Genomic DNA, 19,451 nt, shown 5'->3' with positions numbered 1-19,451 from the left:
CACGATGCCAATAACTCAACTGGATATTGATTCATATGATTTCCCTCACCCAAAAGAGGCATTAACCGAGCCTAATGGCCTACTAGCGGTAGGAGGAGATTTATCCGCTAAACGATTAAATGCGGCTTACCATCAAGGTATTTTCCCTTGGTTTTTACCCAGTGAAGTGCCACTTTGGTGGTCCCCCGATCCGCGTGCGGTAATCATTCCGGGTGAATTGCATATCGGCCGAACATTACGCCGGTTTCTGCGCAATCACCCATACCGTATTACAGTGAATCATGCCTTTGAACAGGTGGTTTATTTCTGCGCTCAACGACAGGAAGGAACATGGATAGGCCGGGATATCCAACAAAGTTATCAGAAATTACATCAGACAGGACAAGCGCATTCAATAGAAGTCTGGCACAATGAACGGATTGTTGGTGGTTTGTACGGTGTTAGCGTTGGCACACTATTCTGCGGTGAGTCTATGTTTAGCAGAATGGAAAATGCATCCAAATGCGCACTCATTGCTTTCTATCACCATTTTCTGCGACACGGTGGTAAACTATTGGACTGTCAAGTGCTTAACCATCACACAGCATCACTAGGCGCAAAAGAGATCCCCAGGGAGGAATTTATTCGGTATCTTTATCGATTCAGAAATCGGTCATTAAGACCCGATTGCTGGTCACAACAAGTATTGGAATTATAATCAACATTTGACCGATTCATGTTGATTATAACGCGAATATCACCATGCACCATTTGCAAAATAACGGGTTAAAATACAACATTCCTTTACATAATGAGGGTTTTTCGGCATTATCTTGCCCGTTAAAAACGATGGTTATTAAACTTAGAGGATTAGATGGCCAAAGAAGACAATATTGAAATGCAAGGTACCGTGCTAGACACGCTACCAAACACTATGTTCCGCGTTGAGTTAGAAAACGGGCACGTAGTCACTGCTCACATCTCAGGTAAAATGCGTAAAAACTACATCCGCATCCTGACAGGCGACAAGGTTACAGTTGAGCTGACCCCATATGACCTGAGCAAAGGCCGTATCGTCTTCCGTAGCCGCTGATTCATTACCGTTTTCAGGTATTACACCACAGGTAGCAACATTGTATTTAGCAACGTTGTATTCACCTGTGGTGTCGCTCTTTATTAGTGCACTACATCTTCCGGCTTCTGCTTATAAGCACTGCTGAAATCGTAAGTCAGTACGCGTTTTGCCTTATCCAAGCCAATACTTACCGAGCCACCGTGAACTAATGAGCCGAACAGGAGTTCATTCGCCAACGGTTTTTTCAAACTATCCTGAATAACCCGCGCCATTGGACGAGCGCCCATTGCTTTATCATAGCCTTTATCACATAACCATTGACGAGCATCCGCACTGACCTCCAGCGAAACGCCTTTTTCATCCAATTGTGCCTGCAAGGCGACAATGAACTTATCAACTACCTGTTGAATAACCTCGATAGAAAGCGTATTAAACCAAATGATACCATCAAGACGGTTACGGAATTCCGGTGTAAACACTTTCTTAATCTCTTCCATTGCATCAGAGCTATTATCCTGCTGCTTAAATCCAATGGATTTGCGCTGCGTTTCACGTACCCCCGCATTCGTTGTCATGACTAAAATGACATTACGAAAATCCGCTTTGCGGCCGTTGTTATCAGTCAGAGTACCGTTATCCATAACTTGCAATAACAGGTTAAATACATCTGGATGTGCTTTTTCAATCTCATCAAGCAGCAATACTGAATGAGGATGTTTAATCACAGCATCTGTAAGCAATCCTCCTTGATCAAAACCAACATATCCCGGTGGTGCGCCAATTAAACGGCTGACTGTATGGCGCTCCATATATTCTGACATATCAAAACGCAATAATTTGATATTCAGCACCTTGGCAAGCTGTACAGTGACTTCCGTTTTCCCCACGCCTGTCGGACCTGCAAGCAGGAAAGAACCCACCGGTTTATTATCCTGACCCAACCCTGCACGACTCATCTTAATGGCTTCGGTCAATGCCGCAATCGCAGTATCCTGACCAAATACCAACATTTTCAGCCGCTCATCCAGTGTTTTTAGGACATCTTTATCACTGGCGGAAACGGTTTTTTCAGGGATACGAGCAATCCGAGCAACGACGAATTCAATATCCGATACATTAATCGTTTTTTTACGGCGACTAATCGGCACCAGACGAGTACGCGCCCCGGCTTCATCAATCACGTCAAGCGCCTTATCCGGCAAGTGGCGATCAGTAATGTATTTCACAGATAAATCAACCGCAGCACGGATAGCTTTCGTGGTGTAACGTACATCATGGTGCGCTTCATATTTTGGCCGCAACCCTTTAATAATCTGTACCGTCTCTTCGGGTGAAGGCTCAACAATATCAATCTTCTGAAAACGACGCGCTAACGCCCGATCTTTTTCAAAAATATTACTGAATTCATGATAGGTGGTAGAACCAATCACTCTGATACGTCCACTAGACAGCAATGGCTTAATCAGATTAGCTGCATCGACCTGCCCCCCTGATGCGGCTCCCGCACCGATAATGGTATGAATTTCATCTATAAATAGAATACTTTTCTTATCCTGCTCAAGGGTTTTTAACAATGCTTTGAAGCGCTTCTCAAAATCACCACGATATTTAGTCCCCGCCAGCAATGAACCAATATCTAGCGAATAAATCGTACAATTAGCCATCACCTCCGGTACATCTTTTTGCACAATCCGCCATGCCAGCCCTTCTGCAATGGCTGTCTTACCAACCCCCGATTCTCCGACCAACAATGGGTTGTTTTTTCGACGACGACACAATACCTGGATTGTTCTTTCCAACTCATCCTGACGGCCAATCAATGGATCAATCTGCCCTCTTTGAGCAAGCTGATTCAGATTAGTCGTAAAATTTTCTAACCGATCCTCACCTGTAGAGTGCTCTTCCGCAGATTGCGCGCCTGTCTCCTGATGATCCGATTCAGTGTCCTCTTTTTGAGTTCCGTGAGAAATGAAATTAACTACATCCAGACGACTAACATCATGTTTACGCAACAAATAAGCCGCTTGAGACTCCTGTTCGCTAAAGATAGCCACCAGCACATTAGCACCAGAAACCTCTGAACGCCCAGAGGATTGAACATGAAATACCGCGCGCTGAAGAACACGTTGAAAACTCAACGTCGGCTGAGTCTCCCGCTCATCATTTTCAGGTAACAACGGTGTCGTTTGTGAAATAAAATTCTCCAGCTCCTTACGCAATTGAGCCAGATTGACCTTGCAGGCTTCCAATGCTTCACGCGCTGATGAATTACTTAACAACGCCAGCAATAGGTGCTCCACAGTCATAAACTCGTGTCTGTTATCCCGTGCTTTAGCAAAGGCAATATTAAGACTAAGTTCAAGCTCTTGGTTGAGCATAGGCACCTCCCCCTAAAATCAGTATACCTGGTCAGATTTTTTCCAGCGTACAAAGTAATGGATGCCCGTGCTCCCTGGCATACATATTCACCTGAGCCGCTTTAGTTTCTGCCACCTCAGCAGTATAAACCCCACAAACAGCCTTCCCTTGATAATGGACATCCAACATTAACTGTGTTGCCCGTTCAATATCATAAGAAAAGAACTTTCGTAATACGTCAACTACAAACTCCATCGGAGTGTAATCATCATTATTAAGAATAACCCGATACATTGACGGCGGCTGCAATTTTTGCTGTCGTTTACTCTTAACGGATTCCTTAATTTTCAAACTGTTATGATACTCGCTCATTATTTTCCCAACAGGATTAATCTCTAACACCAGCCACTGCCAGCAAATAAATTATGTTGCCATTTATCTTATCATTCTCTGGGCAACTCCTTTTACCACAGACTATTCCCCTATGAAAACTCGGCATAAAAGTGAATGAACGAAACTCATATCGTTATCTATATCAAACTTTAGTCATTCAAAACAACCAGACATTTGTTCTGTACTTGACGAGAATTTGATTTTTACTACAGTATGTTTTGTGAACAAACATAGATAATGTCACTGTTTACATGTGATTGTTTACGACTGTTATATTAATGGCTCATCTCAACCGAAATTATTAAACGAGGGATGTAGAAGTATGGAGACAGGTACTGTTAAGTGGTTCAATAATGCTAAGGGCTTTGGGTTTATTTGCCCAGCAAGCGGCGGAGAAGATATATTCGCTCATTACTCAACCATTCAGATGGACGGTTACCGGACGCTGAAAGCGGGCCAAAAGGTGAATTTCAGCGTTCACCAAGGCCCAAAGGGAAATCATGCCAGTATTATTGTTCCCCTTGAAAACGAACCCAAAGGCTAAATAGCCTGGCCTGTGGGTTATAACCAGGTATTATTCACACGCCGCTGGTCATTACTAGCGGCGTAACGTTATTTTATTGCCGCTTATTCTCTTGCCAACGCTTCTATCGGATCAAGGCGAGCAGCATTACGGGCAGGCAGAAACCCAAATATCACGCCAATTGCGGTAGAACAGACGAAAGCACTGAGTAAGGCGATAGGCTGGAAGACAAAATGCCAACCGGGCAGCGCCAGTTGAGCAATCAATGCAATCGTATAAGAGAGTACAATGCCCAAGACACCGCCAACCAGACAAACCAAAATAGCTTCTATCAGAAACTGCTGCATCACATCACTAGTTCTGGCGCCTACTGCCATACGGATACCGATCTCTCTTGTACGTTCAGTCACCGAAACTAACATAATATTCATAACGCCAATACCGCCAACTATCAGCGAAATTACCGCCACCATCGTCAAAAACAGTTGTAAAGTATGGGCCGTTTTTTCTGCCGCTTTTACCATCATGTCCACGTTATAGGTGAAAACATCCTTTTTCCCGTGGCGTAAAGTGAGCAACTGAACGATCTTCTTTTCTATATCCTTAGAGTTATAACCATCCTTTATTCTGACAGTAATTGAATCCAGATAATTTCGGTTCATCAGACGGCTGGTCATCGTGCTATGAGGCAACCAGACATGTAATGATTTGCTACTGCCAAATGTCGCTCTCTTATCAGATACCACTCCCACAATTGTGGCCGGCATATTACCCACCAGGATCACCTCCCCAATCACATTTTTCTGGTGAGGAAACAGCTTACGCTGAGTATTGTCATCAATAACCACAACTTGCCCTGACGGCGTATCATATCCAATGAGAACCCCATTCCCTGGGCAAAGCGCAGAGCATAAACCTGAAAAAATTCATCGCCAACGCCAGTCACTCTCGAAGCAACATCAATGTTCCCTCTGCGAAGGCGCATTTGCCCCTCAATTTCTGGTGAAACCGCCAAAATATAGGGCTGCGCTTTAATCGCGTCTGAATCCTCTATTTTCAGCGCCTGCATACTGACCGGATCATCAAGGCCAAAATCTTCTCCCGGATAAATATCAATAGTGTTGGTCGCAATCTCTTTAATATCAGATAACACCGATGCCCTAGCCGCATCTCCGATAACCAAAATAGTCACGACAGAAGCAATACCAATGATAATCCCCAACATAGTCAGTAAAGTTCGCATTTTATTGGCAACCATCGCCCGCCATGCCATAAATAAAGCTTCATTAAACCGCCCAACAGTCTGACGTATCGACGATATTTTTGATGTTAACGACGGAGTTTGAGTGACTTTTCTACTTATTCGTGTGCCGGAGTCACTCATAATGTGGCCATCTTTGATCTCAATAATCCTCTGAGCCTGCGCCGCAATTTTCGGATCATGAGTAACAATAATGACGGTATGCCCTTGTTCACACAGTTGTTTGAGGATTGCCATCACCTCTTCGCCAGAATGGCTATCCAACGCTCCGGTAGGTTCGTCAGCCAAAATGACCTGACCGCCATTCATCAACGCTCTGGCGATACTGACCCTCTGCTGCTGTCCACCAGAGAGCTGCCCCGGCTGATAGTAGATTCGCTCTTCAAGCCCTAAACGACCAAGCAACTCTATTGCTCTCTGGCGACGTACTGCCTTAGCAGCTCCCGCGTAAATAGCAGGAATTTCCACATTCTGTTCAGCGGTTAAATGAGTCAGTAAATGATAACGCTGAAAAATAAAGCCAAAATGTTCCCGTCTCAGTGCGGCTAGTTGATCATTATTCAGTTCAGCAACATTCTGTCCCGCGACCCGGTATTCACCGTTACTAGGTTGATCAAGACAACCAAGAATATTCATCAGTGTCGATTTACCCGAACCTGACGCACCGATAATCGCAACCATTTCACCGGCGTAAATAGACAAAGTGACATCATCCAGTACTTTTACCTGTTGCTCACCCGCGGGATAACTGCGCTCTATACCTTTCAGCTCAAGTAATGGATTCATTACTCATCCTCTGCTTCATCGCTACTACCCGTAACCACCTGCTCATGTTCTTTCAGACCAGATAGAATTTGTATATTCACATCATTGCGCACGCCAATGGTTACTTCCCGTTTCTCTTCTTTATCTCCATTCAGGATATCCACCTCATAGCGGATCGGCGTAATCTGTTTACCCAGAGCTGAGATCGGGATCATTAACACATTACGATGGGAGTCGAGTTGAATTTTCACCTGTGCGGTCATTTGCAAACGCAAAAGTTGCTGAGGATTAGCCACCTCAAAGCGGGCATAGAAGAAAATGGCATCATTAATTTTTTCTGGCGTCGGCAAAATATCTTTCAGCACCCCTGGAAAATTTTTATCCGGTGCGCCTAATACGGTAAAAGAAGCTTTCTGACCCGGTTTCAGGTAAATAATATCCGCCTCTGATACTTCCGCTTTTACCAACATCGTGCCAAGATCAGCCAATGTCAAAATGGTCGGAGCTTCCTGTGCCGCAATGACCGTTTGTCCCTGAAGGGTTTTGATATTGACAACAATGCCATCCATTGGCGCAGTGATCCGAGTGTATTGCAAATTAGTTTGGGCAGTATCAAGGCTAGCTTGATTTTTACTGATTTGCGCCAATAAATTTTCTATCTTCGCTCTTTTCACCTCAACGTCTGTTTTAGCCTGATCCAATTCCTGGAGTGAAACCGCCTGCACTTTTGCCAGATTGTTTTGACGCTGTGATGTAAGCTGCGCCAATTTCAATTGTGCCCTAGCCTCTATCAGATCAGCTTTCAATTCTTTGATCGTCGCTTCAACTTCTTTGACTTCGTTTTGCGCCGGTTTAGGATCAATTAATGCCAGTAACTGGCCTTTTGTCACCTTATCGCCCACTTCAACATACAAATTCTGCAACTGACCACTCACCTGCGCCCCAACATCTACTTTTCTGACCGCATCCAGTTTTCCCGTTGCTAATACATTTTTTTCCAAATCGCCTTTAATAACAGAAACAGTCTGGTATTTAATCGTTTCTGGTCTATGCAGAAAATACCCCAGAACCAATGTGATAACAGCCACAATAGCTAACAGCACAACCCATCGACGTTTCGAACGAATAAAATTCATTTAAATATCACCATATTAAGTATTGGATTTAGAGAAATAGTAAAAAACTTATTTCTTGCAATACCACGAAAACCAGGGATTTCTACTTATTCCAGATAGATACCGTTCTCTTTACATTTTACGCCCATTGAAAGTTATTAATAACACACCCTCCTTAAGAATAAAAAATTCTTTGAGCAACAGCATACTTCCCTCTATCCTGACTATTCTCTTAATGTAAAAAAATTGTTATCTTTTACTTTTATAGTCTTTATAACCAATTTTTACACCGAATTTGGATAAAAAAGACGTTAACCGTTTCAAAGGATGTTAATTATGTACTCTGGGCTGCTAATCATTCTTTTACCGTTAACGCTAGGCTATCTTATCCATTTGAATAATAAGGTTCTGTTAAATGTTGTTCATCGCCTTCTTAACGCGATGGTCTATATCATCTTGTTTTTAATGGGAATCAGCCTAGCTTTGTTGGACGATTTAGGCCGCAACCTCTTCTCTATCTTTCAATACGCGATAACATTTTTTTTATGCATTTTTACAGCTAATATGCTAGCACTATTCCTGCTTGAAAAACGCGATCCTTGGGTTATTAGTCCACATAAACAAGAAAAACCCCCTTCCCGCTTGCATATGATTTTTGAATCACTGAAATTATGCGGTGTGTTGATTTTAGGTTTCTTGTTTGGGCTCACTGGCTGGTCATGGCTGCATTTCTCCAATCATGCCAGTGAAATTGCCTTAATCGTTTTACTGTTACTTGTCGGTATTCAATTACGGAACAGCGGTATGAGCCTGAAACAGATACTGCTAAACCGTCGTGGTACCATTATTGCGGTTGTCATTGCTATCAGCGCGCTTATCGGCGGTGCTATCGCAGCACTTATTCTCGGGCTGCCAATGAAAACAGGTTTAGCATTAGCTTCTGGTTACGGCTGGTATTCTCTTTCTGGCATCTTACTTTCCGACGCTTACGGGCCGGTAATCGGCAGTGCCGCATTCTTTAATGATCTGGTGCGCGAACTGGCGGCAATTATGCTAATTCCAGTTCTAATCAATCGATATCGCTCAAGCGCTATAGGATTAAGCGGCGCCACTTCGATGGATTTTACCTTGCCAGTATTACAACGGTGCGGAGGAGTCAGTATTGTTCCAGCAGCAATAGTTCACGGTTTTGTGCTGAGTTTGCTCGCCCCCTTACTGATGGCATTCTTTACTTAACCAGGATTTGAGCCACAATTAATACTTGATGCCATAAATAACGGTTCGAACGTTTCATGGTCATAAGTCGTCAGCAGCGGTTACTTATTCTCATGCTTACCTATATTGTGGCCTATTCATCTTTCTTCAGTATGGCAACAGAATAAATAATCTTTTGCTGACAAATTACACAAGGAGAGAATGGAACGCGTTAATTATGCATGTAATTGAAATATCAATTAATAATATTCTGTGCATAAGATGTTGCATAATTATGCTAACGGGTTTAGCATCGGACCAAATCACTGACTATTCAGAATTAAAGCATGAGTATTCAACTAAAAAGCATTGATTGCTATTACGGCGCCCATCAAGCGCTGTTTGATATTAATCTTGAGTGTTCTCCAGGGGAAACGATGGTTTTGCTAGGGCCAAGCGGCGCAGGTAAAAGTACGTTGTTGCGAGTATTAAACCTGCTAGAAATACCCCGCTCCGGCCAGTTGCACATTGCTAATCATCAATTCGATTTCGAACAAACGCCAGGAACAAAGGAGATTCGCTCTCTACGCCAGAATGTAGGTATGGTCTTTCAACAATATCACTTATGGCCCCACTTTACTGTCATGGATAACCTGATCGAAGCACCCTGTCGCGTATTGAGTTTATCCAAGCAACAGGCACAGGAAAAAGCGAATAAGCTCCTTTCCCGTTTACGCTTAGATAATTTTGCCGGCCGCTTCCCACAACATTTATCTGGAGGGCAACAGCAACGGGTCGCTATCGCACGCGCATTAATGATGGAACCCCAGGTTTTATTATTTGATGAACCAACGGCAGCGCTGGACCCAGAAATCACAGCACAGGTTGTCAATATCATCCATGAATTATCGGCAACGGGCATTACACAGATTATCGTTACCCATGAAGTGGAAATCGCCCGTAAGGCCGCAAGCCGTGTCGTATATATGGAAGACGGCCGCATTATAGAACAAGGTGATATCAGCCATTTTACACAACCACAAACCAAAGCCTTTGCTAATTATCTATCACACTAACTATTAATAGGATATAGCGATGAAAAACTACTTTTTGCAGCCCTCTTAGGCACAGTAACTTTATCTGCAACCGCCACGGAAAAAGAGACCATTCGTTTTGCTACAGAAGCCACTTATCCTCCGTTTGAGTTCATCGATGCAAATAATAAAATTCAGGGTTTTGATGTCGATTTGGTCAATGCTCTCTGTGAGAAAATCAATGCAACATGTACCTTCACTAACCAATCCTTTGATAGCTTGATCCCCAGTCTAAAATTCCGTCGCTTCGACGCTTTAGCCGCCGGTATTGATATCACCCCTGAGCGCCAAAAGCAGGTGGATTTTACTAACACTTATTACGACAACTCAGCGGTTTTTATCTCCGTTAAAGGCACAGTTTCTAACACCTCAGAGCTGAAAGGCAAACTTGTGGGTATTCAGAATGGGACCACTCACCAAAAGTATCTGATGGAACAACGTAAAGAGATTAAAACCGTTCCTTATGACAGCTATCAAAATGCGATTCTGGATCTGAAAAATGGCCGTCTGGACGCTGTTTTCGGTGACACTGCCGTTGTTAACGAGTGGCTGAAAAAGAATGAAAACTTAAATACCATCGGTAAAAAAGTCACTGACAAAAATTACTTTGGTATCGGCTTAGGTATTGCAGTGCGTAAAGGTAACAAAGATCTGCAAGACAAGCTGAATAAAGCACTCGCAGACATCAAACGAGATGGCACTTATGACATCATCTACAAAAAATGGTTTAAATAAGTCGCTGAATCTCCATGAATGAATTCCAATCTCTAACAAGCGCCGCCGGCATCACCGTCGGCCTTGCCGTGTCTGCATTAGTGCTTGGTCTGATTTTAGCCATGCTATTTGCTGCCTGGGAATCAGCCCGCTGGAAACCCTTCGCCATACTTGGCGCCTGTTGGGTCACTCTGTTCAGAGGATTGCCGGAAATTTTGGTCGTGCTGTTCGTCTACTTCGGCGCATCACAACTTCTCATAATACTGGCTGATGGCTTTGATATTTATCTTATCTTCTGGCATCCCAGGGTTCAGATAGATATTCAAGACTTTTATGTCAGCCCCTTTCTTTGTGGTGTCGTTGCACTTTCCCTGCTCTACTCAGCCTATGCATCCCAGACACTCCGTGGTGCGATAAAAGCCATTCCTGTCGGCCAATGGGAAGCCGGTCAGGCATTAGGTCTTGGTCGCGCTGAAATATTTTTCCGCCTGATTATGCCCCAAATGTGGCGACATGCTCTGCCGGGGCTCGGCAACCAATGGTTAGTTTTGCTGAAAGACACCGCGCTGGTATCGCTTATCAGTGTGAATGATCTGATGCAACAAACCAAAAGTATTGCCACACGGACTCAGGAACCCTTTACCTGGTATATGATTGTGGCGCTTATCTATCTAGCCATCACTTTACTCAGTCAATTTATTCTAAAGAAAATTGAGATGCATACCACCCGCTTTGATCGGAGTGTTTCCTAATGCTTGAGTATATCCAACAGATTTTGCCGGGGCTGACAACCAGTCTAAGCCTGACCATCACAGCGCTTTTTGTTGCTTTCATGATGTCCGTTCTGTTCACTATGGTTCTGACCCTGAAATTGCCGGTACTGACACAACTGGTAAAAACCTACATTACTCTGTTCACCGGTACCCCTTTGCTGGTGCAGTTCTTTCTGATTTATTACGGACCTGGACAATTTCCATCCATAAAAGCGTACCCGTGGCTTTGGCAATTACTGTCTGAACCCTGGCTGTGCGCAATGGTAACACTGGCGCTTAACAGCGCAGCATATTCTACGCTGCTATTCTATGGCGCGGTAAAGGCCATTCCTGCTGGTCAGTGGCAATCCTGTCAAGCATTGGGCATGTCTAAAGCACAATCTATGCGAATCTTACTGCCTTATGCTTTTAAACGGGCGTTATCTTCCTATTCCAACGAAGTTGTATTGATTTTCAAGAGTACCTCTCTCGCAAGCACTATTACTTTGCTGGAAGTCATGGGATACAGTCAGCTTCTATTTGGCCGTAATTATGATGTGATGGTTTTTATGGCCGCAGGGGTGATTTATCTATGCATTAACGGCATCCTGACTTTGCTGATGCGGATGATTGAACGTCGTGCACTCGCTTTTGAGCGCCATGATTAAACGGGATAGGGCGTTCTATGGAACCCCCATCCCCACATATTCTTTCGTTATTTAATCGTGACTTAACTTCAATAACGTTAAAACTTCGTAATGCTCGGTATGGGGAAACATATCAAACAACTGTGTCTTTTCTACACGATAGTTAGCGAGTGCAGCAATGTCTTTCGCCATTGTCTGAGCATTACAGCTTGAATAAAGAATATAATCCGGCGCCATTTTACTGAGATAATCGCACAACGCCTTACCAATTCCCCGCCGAGGCGGATTGACCAAAACCAACTGCGGAATTTGATCTTTTGCTACGGCGAAGTGTGTTGAGTCCAAAGCTTGAAACTCGATATTTTCCAACCCCAGTATTTTTGCCGAATCACGGGCGCAATCAATGGCTTCAGGGCAAATTTCAATTCCGGTTAAACAGGTATTTTTATCTGCGCAATGCAGACCAAAACCCCCAACACCACAGAATAGATCCCACATGCTACTGATTTTCAGTTCACGAACCCAACGCCCCGCTGTTGCATACAATTCAGCAGCCATTTTCGGATTAGTCTGGAAAAAGCTATGTGGACGAATGTAAAGAGGAATGCCATTGAACTGTTCTTTAAGCGCTTTTTGCTCAGTAAACAGGATCTCTTTTTCCCCCTCCAAGATCGCCATATGGATCGGCTGAATATTAGCAGAGATCACCGTAAGCTGTGGCAATTGCTCACGCAACCGGGGTAAGGCGCGCTCCAATTGAGCAATCTTCGTTTCAGAACGCAGTACAAAACGCAACATCATTTCACCACTATGGCGACTTTCCGTCAGCAGCAAATATTTCAGTTCACCCCGCTTACGAGCAACGTTATATGGCGTCAACCCGGCGCAAGCAATGAACGATTTAACAACATCGAATACAGGCTGGAAATGCGCTGGATAAAGGGGGCAATGACACAGATCAACCGCCGAGCCATCACGATGCAACATGCCTAATAATGGGCGTTCTACACTACCACTGACGACCATTTTGGCTTTATTACGAAAGGAGCCTGGTTGGCTGGCGATTGGAGGTAACCATTGATTCACAAAGGTTTGAGATAATAACTGTTTTAGATTCTGCTGTTTATTTTCTAACTGCTGAGAATAGGGTTTTTCAAGCCACTGACAAGAGTGACAATGCCCCGCAGAATAATGCGTACATTGCATTGTAGGATGACCGTGTTGGAAATATTAGTGCAAAGTAAAAGTCGGCGCCTTAGCAGAAGCTTGTGCTTCATCTTCCTCTTCAATGTCACTCTCGATTTCGATATCACGATTAATATACAACAAGTTATTACTGTGAATTTCAAAAATCACACCCGCAATCTGCTCTTCGCTTTGTTGCAAGAAATGAGAAAACTGGGAAAAAGTCAGCCCGGCTGAAATAAGGAAAGATTGACACACCACCAATTTCGGTAAATTTTCATCTTGAATATCAAGAAAAGCCTTGATTGTCAGAGAGCTGGCATTAATCTGGCTTAGATTAGCCATCAGAGGAATAATGGCGGTTGGTTTAACTTCAGCCAATGCAGAAAACAAGATTACATTGTCCAACAGATCAATTTTAGCATCAAATAAACCATCAATATTCTGCATATGAGGTAGATGCAGCGCCTGGCATGAATCACACTCAAAGTAGGAAATTTTGAGCTGATCCAACCACTCACGCAATACTGATAAGTCAGGAATGACAAGTGAACTCATCTAAAACCCCATACAACGGAAAATGAAAAAGCGCTATAGCTTACGAAATAATTCTTTATCGCGCTATCACCAATAACTGATAAATTATTTTTATCTATCGTTATCACTACCTTCTGCCTTATTTTTGCTCTCTTTTTTATGATCAATTCCCAGAAAAGAGAGGCCATACACTGCACGCCAAATGATATTAACCGCAGCAGGGACTAAACAACCCACGCCGGTAAAAATCATAACAACATGTGCTTCTGGCGTCATTAGTAAATCTGTTAAGACAACAATATCATTAATAGTCAAATATGCCAGGAGCAAGCCGCTAATGCCGACAATTTCTAGCAGGATAACCTGTTTTGGCATATCTGCCAATGAACTCATACTGCCTTGATGACTTTTCATCACATCCTCTCTTAATAACCTGCTGCTACATTATACTACCGGAAACTCTATTACCAAAATTGGGATGTCGAATTAAAGCAAAAGGCAATTTCTGCTTTTTTTTACAAATCCATACAGGCATAGTAGCAATCAAATAAGCATGAACAACACATCAAACCGCATTGTTTTAATATAACCAAGAGGAACTTATATGTTTACTGTGATTTTCGGTCGTCCTGGCTGCCCATACTGTGTCCGCGCGAAAGAGCTAGCGGAACGACTGAAAGAGCAACGTGATGATTTTGACTTCCGTTATGTTGATATTCACGCAGAAGGTATTACTAAAGCTGATCTGGAAAAAACAGTTGGTAAACCCGTAGAAACTGTTCCACAGATTTTCGTTGATGAGAAACATATCGGTGGTTGCACAGACTTCGAAGCATACGTAAAAGAACACCAATTGCTACAATAATCGAACCTCCGGTTCTACTTTGTTGTGGTAAAAACCGCCATTGATTATTAACCACAGTGGACTCGGTTGGTTTGTGCAAAAAATGTTATTTTCATCAAACTGAAAAAAATCTGATTTTTTTTCTTATCACGGAGAACTTTTTTGCCAAAGCGTAGTCTGAATTAATGCCACTGCTTTTCTTTGATATCCCAATATTGAGGAACCCGATAGTCATCCATTTTGGTTCAAGACTATCGGGTTTTTTTATCGCCTGAAAAACATACCGCTCATAACCGATTCTACAGATGATCAAACTATCAACTATTTGTACTATCACCGAAGCGTACTATCACCGAGGCAATCCAGAGATTATCATCATATATATCAATAAATTGCTTGGTTTTTATCATGACGACCGCCAGATGTTTCCTTGACGGAAATATAAACCAAACATAAATAACACCAACAATTAAGACAATTAGGCTTTACTCACAAGTCGGCCAACTTTACTCTCTTGCGTCCGACTATCGTGATGTACATAAGTGACTATATGTGAGGCCCGATTTGTTAGAACAAATAAATCATGATCTGTTTACTTTTTTCAATGCTACACCTGAATCATCACCAGCCATGATTGCAATGGCAGTATTCATAGCAAAATATCTGGTTCTTATTTTCCCTCTAACATTAGTTAGTTTCTGGTTTTGGGGTTCAGAACGTACTCTTCCTTATCATCGGGTTATCGTCAGTAAAACCACCATTGCCTTCTGTTTCGCCATGCTAACCTCATTCGGTATCGGTTTACTCTGCCCTCACGACCGCCCTTTTGCAGAAGGTTTTGGTTATAACTTTCTTCCTCACGCGCCAACAACTTCATTCCCAAGTCATCACGGAACAACTGTCTTCACTTTCGCTTTATCCTTTTTATTCTGGTATAGGATTTGGCCGGGCTTATGCATGATGGCGATTGCATTGGTTATCGCATGGGCCAGAGTTTATTTAGGCGTTCATTGGCCGATGGATATGGTCGGCGCATTTATCGTCAGCCTAATGGGATGCACTTTTGCGCAAATAATATGGAGCCTGTCTGGTGAAAGTTTACAAAAAAGATTGAATAGTCTGTACCAACGTTGCTGCGCTTTTCCTATCCGTAAAGGCTGGATAAAGAGCTAGTAACATAAATGCAACTTATACCCGTTATCTTTCAAGTTGCCTTTTTGTTGGCTGCACTCACTCACCCCAGTCACATAGTTTGCTATGCTCCCAGGGATTCGCTCCCTTGCCGCCATGATGCATCTTGAAATCCATAGGGTATAGTGACTTGAGATAAACAAACCCTATTTCAATCAAGGTCTTTTTATTAGAAATCATTAGCTAATTTTACATGCCAAAATGCACATGAGTTAACCAGCAGAGTCATATTCTGTACCTTATTTAACATTTATTTGAGCTTAAATCCAGCTCAATGGTTTTCATATAAATCAATAAATCTGTATAAATCACTATGTAAATAGATATATAACGAAGGAGATTATTAAAACTTGATCAAAAGATAGCGGGTACATCTTTCATGCATATTATTGATGTCATTAATCTATTGTCCTGGTCTTATATATATCTTTCACAAAGATACAAGCATTACATCAGAGATACCTATTTTTAAAATTCGGTAACAAATTGATATTTATCAATTTATTAATCCTTTGCTCTATTTGCTATTTTCATTCATTAATATATAAACAAATAGATAGGAAATAACAAAAACATAAGAGAATAATGAGAGTTGAGTAATGGAAAAATTAAGGTTATAATTTGACCTCATTAAAATTCGCAATATTTAGGCAACAATTACACTAAATCTCGTAACATGATGACTTTTCGAGATATATTCTGCATTTGAGACTATGATCACGGTACTATTCACTAAAAATGGCTATCTTGCCGCTATCAAAAGTCTGGTTTTAAAATTTCCAGACTTTCTTTCAAAAAAGAAAGTAAAGCGAAAATTTTGGCTTATTAATTCAAAGTCCAATTTTCGACCAAAATATGGTAATAAAAACGTTCAAATAAACGCCAAAGATATTTAAAGAACTTATTTTTATAAAGAATTGTTTTTATAAAGAAAGAGTTAGGCCACATGTATTTGCATTTATTGCATACTTGCGGCATTGTAATTTCGTTTTTTAATTTACCGCGTTATTCTCGGAGATAACTATGGATATGACTCAAACAGGTACGATCGCATCGCAGGCGACCAGCCCAAGCGATTATAAAACCTGGCGTAAATCAGATACAGTATGGATGCTTGGCTTATACGGTACCGCGATTGGCGCTGGTGTATTATTTTTACCTATCAACGCTGGTATTGGCGGCCTGCTACCTCTTCTGGTGATGGCGCTACTGGCTTTCCCAATGACTTTCTTCGCTCATCGCGGGATGTGTCGTTTCGTTCTATCGGGTAAAAACCCAGGTGAAGATATTACCGAAGTCGTAGAAGAGCACTTTGGCAGCCTGGCAGGTAAACTTATCACCCTGCTCTACTTCTTCGCTATCTACCCGATTCTCTTGGTTTACAGTGTTGCTATTACCAACACCGTAGACAGCTTTATTGTTCACCAATTACATCTGCCATCACCTCCTCGCGCCCTGCTGGCTCTGATCCTAATTATTGGTGTAATGACCATCGTCCGTTTCGGCGAACAGGCTATTGTTAAGGCGATGAGTGTGCTGGTATTCCCATTTGTTGCCGTTCTGATGCTACTGGCGTTCTATCTGATCCCTAACTGGAACACCGCAATCTTTGAAAACATCACCATCTCTGCATCAGGTGCAAGTCATGGGCTGCTGATTACTCTATGGCTGGCGATCCCGGTAATGGTGTTCTCCTTCAATCACTCGCCAATTATCTCGGCGTTTGCCGTAGCAAAACGTGCAGAGTATGGCGAAAATGCTGAGAAAAAATGCTCCCGCATTCTGGCATACGCCCATATCATGATGGTTGTCACCGTGATGTTCTTCGTATTTAGCTGCGTATTGAGCCTGTCTCCAGAAAACCTGGCAGAAGCTAAAGCACAAAATATCTCTATTCTGTCTTATCTGGCTAACCACTTTAATACACCAGTGATTGCCTACATTGCTCCATTTATTGCATTTATCGCAATCACCAAATCTTTCCTTGGTCATTACCTGGGAGCGCGTGAAGGTTTTAATGGTATGGTCGTTAAGACATTGCGCGACCAAGGCAAAACTATTGAGCCTAAAAAGCTGAATCGTATCACGTCCATGTTCATGTTAGTCACAACTTGGATTGTCGCTACTCTAAACCCAAGTATTTTGGAAATGATCGAAAGATTAGGTGGTCCGATTATCGCAATGTTGCTGTTTATTATGCCAATGTATGCAATCCGCAAAGTTCCTGCAATGCGCAAATATGGCGGCAAACTAAGTAATGTATTTGTCGCCTTTATGGGATTAGTTGCTATCTCTGCTGTTCTCTACTCACTGTTTGCATAGATAAACACTTGGTTGCTGTTCTCTTCAAACGAGCAGCAACCGAATAATGATATGAACTAGCTAGCGGAAAAATTTAAGCTCCCCCCCACTTCACCCAATCCCCCTGCTGTTCATCATATTGCCACAAATCATCCTCGTTAAAATATCCACGTTCGTCTATTGGTACCCCTTGCTCCTCTTCTTCATCCCATTGTTGCCGCAACTTATCTGTCAGGATATAAGGCGTCTTGGTCGCAATCTCTCCAGTAAAAGGAAACCTATTGCTCGTCTCCTCAAGACGAATAAACCTGGCATCGGTAGGAATATTAGAGATAACTACAGCCTCAGTTGCCGAAGGAAAGAGAATATAACCGTTAATCAACGGGAAATATCGTGGCAACCCCGGTTTATACGGTGGTGGAATGATATCAACGGCGTTCCACATAAGAAGATAATCTAGCCCCTCATCGTTATTAGGCCCCATTGGATAACCTTGATAAAAATAACGATTATGAACGGAATAATTACCCGTCAATACATATGCAATATAAAAATAGTAACTAATCAGATCGACTTCTTCTGTTCTGAACGTACCGAATATTGAATGTAAAGGAAATGTCCCCATGCCGCCAAGAAGACCAAGAATTTCATACTGCTCATCATGACCATATTGATCAATATATTTCCCGGTCTTGACTTTTGACACCTGTATATCTGTCAAAATATTATCGCGTCCATTACTTGAGTTGAATCTATATCGACCATAAAGAAAGTGCAGACTATCCTCATAAATGTAAGTAAATTGTTCCTGATTAAGCATATGGAGAGGATTAGGTTTATCCGTCCATCGTTTGTCAGCGCTTAAATTATTACGATTTCCGAAACGGATAGAAAGCGCTAACGGATCAAGATACGACATATAACCACCTTTTCATCATAGAACAGTGAGCCTATACGCTCATTAGAAAACAATAATTATTTTTCCAACAATGGTTTAACACTATGTTGTCATGTTGTCATGTTGTCATGCCAATTTATAACTGCCTCCCCAGTATTATCTTAAATGCGTTACTGACAAAGAACTAAATACATGCAATACATGTATTAACGCCCTACCATAAATAAGCATCAATAGAATAATGAATTCTAATTATTTTATTTCTAATAACATTCTTTTATTGATAAATATAAAATCACTCTAATACAATTTAGCCTTAATATTGAAATAGTTATTTACATTGCTATTTTATTTACTGTTAATTTTTTTAAATAATAGACCAATACTTCATAAAGAAAAGTTTTTTTTATAAAAAACACATACAGCATCTCATTTACATTAATATTTATATAAATTTCAAATAAATAAATCAACCATATTTATTTACAATAATCAAAAATATAATTTAATTTTTTAATTACAAAGCTAACCATTCAAAACAAATAAATTACCAATAACATTTTAATTTAATCTAACTATATGCAATATGAAAAATACCGATTATTTTATATTTCTTACGTTGATA

The 19,451-nt window shown here is 41.8% G+C and carries 18 protein-coding genes and 1 pseudogene; 11 read left to right on the top strand and 8 right to left on the bottom strand.

Annotated elements, in window-relative coordinates; translation table 11 throughout:
- The first annotated feature begins 4 nt into the window (after positions 1-4).
- Together aat and infA are read left to right on the top strand one after the other, a co-directional pair.
- A complete protein-coding gene (gene aat, locus TI10_RS20640; protein WP_049585210.1) occupies positions 5-697 on the top strand; it encodes a leucyl/phenylalanyl-tRNA--protein transferase in 693 nt (230 codons plus the stop codon).
- Between the two features lie 156 nt (positions 698-853).
- Positions 854-1,072, top strand: coding sequence for a translation initiation factor IF-1 (gene infA, locus TI10_RS20635; protein WP_002211347.1), 219 nt, complete (start codon positions 854-856; stop codon positions 1,070-1,072).
- 83 nt (positions 1,073-1,155) lie between these two features.
- Here infA and clpA read toward each other — a convergent pair whose 3' ends face one another.
- A complete protein-coding gene (gene clpA, locus TI10_RS20630; RefSeq protein ID WP_049585209.1) occupies positions 1,156-3,432 on the bottom strand; it encodes an ATP-dependent Clp protease ATP-binding subunit ClpA in 2,277 nt (758 codons plus the stop codon).
- 31 nt (positions 3,433-3,463) lie between these two features.
- Positions 3,464-3,784 (bottom strand): ATP-dependent Clp protease adapter ClpS, encoded by a 321-nt coding sequence (gene clpS, locus TI10_RS20625; RefSeq protein ID WP_049585208.1) that lies wholly within the window; start codon positions 3,782-3,784, stop codon positions 3,464-3,466.
- A gap of 343 nt (positions 3,785-4,127) precedes the next feature.
- Between clpS and cspD the strand changes: the two genes are divergently transcribed.
- Positions 4,128-4,349, top strand: coding sequence for a cold shock-like protein CspD (gene cspD, locus TI10_RS20620; protein WP_036814644.1), 222 nt, complete (start codon positions 4,128-4,130; stop codon positions 4,347-4,349).
- Between the two features lie 83 nt (positions 4,350-4,432).
- On the opposite strand, the pseudogene macB reads toward cspD, so the two are convergent.
- Both macB and macA read right to left on the bottom strand, forming a co-directional pair.
- Positions 4,433-6,375: pseudogene (macB, locus tag TI10_RS20615) on the bottom strand (macrolide ABC transporter ATP-binding protein/permease MacB).
- Entirely contained in the window at positions 6,375-7,490 is a 1,116-nt protein-coding gene (gene macA, locus TI10_RS20610) for a macrolide transporter subunit MacA (RefSeq protein WP_049585207.1), read from the bottom strand. Before macA ends, macB begins: the two are co-directional and overlap by 1 nt.
- A gap of 315 nt (positions 7,491-7,805) precedes the next feature.
- Between macA and TI10_RS20605 the strand changes: the two genes are divergently transcribed.
- The 5 genes from TI10_RS20605 (at position 7,806) to artM (ending at position 11,891) form a co-directional block, all read left to right on the top strand.
- Entirely contained in the window at positions 7,806-8,705 is a 900-nt protein-coding gene (locus TI10_RS20605) for a lysine exporter LysO family protein (protein WP_049585206.1), read from the top strand.
- A 305-nt stretch (positions 8,706-9,010) separates the two neighbouring features.
- Complete coding sequence (gene artP, locus TI10_RS20600) at positions 9,011-9,739, top strand: arginine ABC transporter ATP-binding protein ArtP (RefSeq protein WP_049585205.1); 729 nt, start codon at positions 9,011-9,013, stop codon at positions 9,737-9,739.
- Between the two features lie 6 nt (positions 9,740-9,745).
- On the top strand, positions 9,746-10,492 hold the full coding sequence (artJ, locus tag TI10_RS20595) for an arginine ABC transporter substrate-binding protein (RefSeq protein ID WP_049585204.1): 747 nt from the start codon (positions 9,746-9,748) through the stop codon (positions 10,490-10,492).
- 14 nt (positions 10,493-10,506) lie between these two features.
- Positions 10,507-11,223 carry an arginine ABC transporter permease ArtQ gene (gene artQ, locus TI10_RS20590; protein WP_049585203.1) on the top strand — a complete coding sequence of 239 codons (717 nt, stop codon included), beginning with the start codon at positions 10,507-10,509 and terminating at the stop codon, positions 11,221-11,223.
- Entirely contained in the window at positions 11,223-11,891 is a 669-nt protein-coding gene (gene artM, locus TI10_RS20585) for an arginine ABC transporter permease ArtM (protein ID WP_049585202.1), read from the top strand. The genes artQ and artM overlap by 1 nt, the downstream gene beginning before the upstream one ends.
- Positions 11,892-11,942: 51 nt before the next feature.
- Here the strand turns inward: artM and rlmC are convergent, their stop codons facing one another.
- The 3 genes from rlmC to TI10_RS20570 all read right to left on the bottom strand — a co-directional run bounded on the left by rlmC (position 11,943) and on the right by TI10_RS20570 (position 14,006).
- Positions 11,943-13,076: a 23S rRNA (uracil(747)-C(5))-methyltransferase RlmC gene (gene rlmC, locus TI10_RS20580; protein ID WP_049585201.1), complete on the bottom strand. Its 1,134-nt coding sequence runs from the start codon at positions 13,074-13,076 to the stop codon at positions 11,943-11,945.
- Positions 13,077-13,100: 24 nt separating this feature from the next.
- Positions 13,101-13,613: a type III secretion system chaperone family protein gene (locus TI10_RS20575; RefSeq protein WP_049585200.1), complete on the bottom strand. Its 513-nt coding sequence runs from the start codon at positions 13,611-13,613 to the stop codon at positions 13,101-13,103.
- A gap of 90 nt (positions 13,614-13,703) precedes the next feature.
- Complete coding sequence (locus tag TI10_RS20570) at positions 13,704-14,006, bottom strand: YbjC family protein (RefSeq protein ID WP_049585199.1); 303 nt, start codon at positions 14,004-14,006, stop codon at positions 13,704-13,706.
- A 190-nt stretch (positions 14,007-14,196) separates the two neighbouring features.
- Here TI10_RS20570 and TI10_RS20565 point away from each other — a divergent pair, with 190 nt between their 5' ends.
- The 3 genes from TI10_RS20565 to TI10_RS20545 all read left to right on the top strand — a co-directional run bounded on the left by TI10_RS20565 (position 14,197) and on the right by TI10_RS20545 (position 17,949).
- Positions 14,197-14,457 (top strand): GrxA family glutaredoxin, encoded by a 261-nt coding sequence (locus TI10_RS20565; RefSeq protein WP_011145878.1) that lies wholly within the window; start codon positions 14,197-14,199, stop codon positions 14,455-14,457.
- Between the two features lie 543 nt (positions 14,458-15,000).
- A complete protein-coding gene (gene ybjG / locus TI10_RS20555; RefSeq protein ID WP_049585353.1) occupies positions 15,001-15,609 on the top strand; it encodes an undecaprenyl-diphosphate phosphatase in 609 nt (202 codons plus the stop codon).
- 1,041 nt (positions 15,610-16,650) lie between these two features.
- The gene (locus tag TI10_RS20545) at positions 16,651-17,949 is read left to right on the top strand and encodes an HAAAP family serine/threonine permease (protein WP_049585196.1); all 1,299 of its coding nucleotides are present in this window, start codon (positions 16,651-16,653) and stop codon (positions 17,947-17,949) included.
- A gap of 73 nt (positions 17,950-18,022) precedes the next feature.
- Here TI10_RS20545 and TI10_RS20540 read toward each other — a convergent pair whose 3' ends face one another.
- Entirely contained in the window at positions 18,023-18,847 is an 825-nt protein-coding gene (locus tag TI10_RS20540) for a hypothetical protein (protein ID WP_049585195.1), read from the bottom strand.
- Between the last annotated feature and the right edge of the window lie 604 nt (positions 18,848-19,451).

This window comes from Photorhabdus luminescens subsp. luminescens (assembly GCF_001083805.1).
Classification (GTDB): domain Bacteria; phylum Pseudomonadota; class Gammaproteobacteria; order Enterobacterales; family Enterobacteriaceae; genus Photorhabdus; species Photorhabdus luminescens.
Note: the sequence above shows the minus strand (reverse complement) of the source record. Positions and strands in the feature narration are given on the sequence as shown.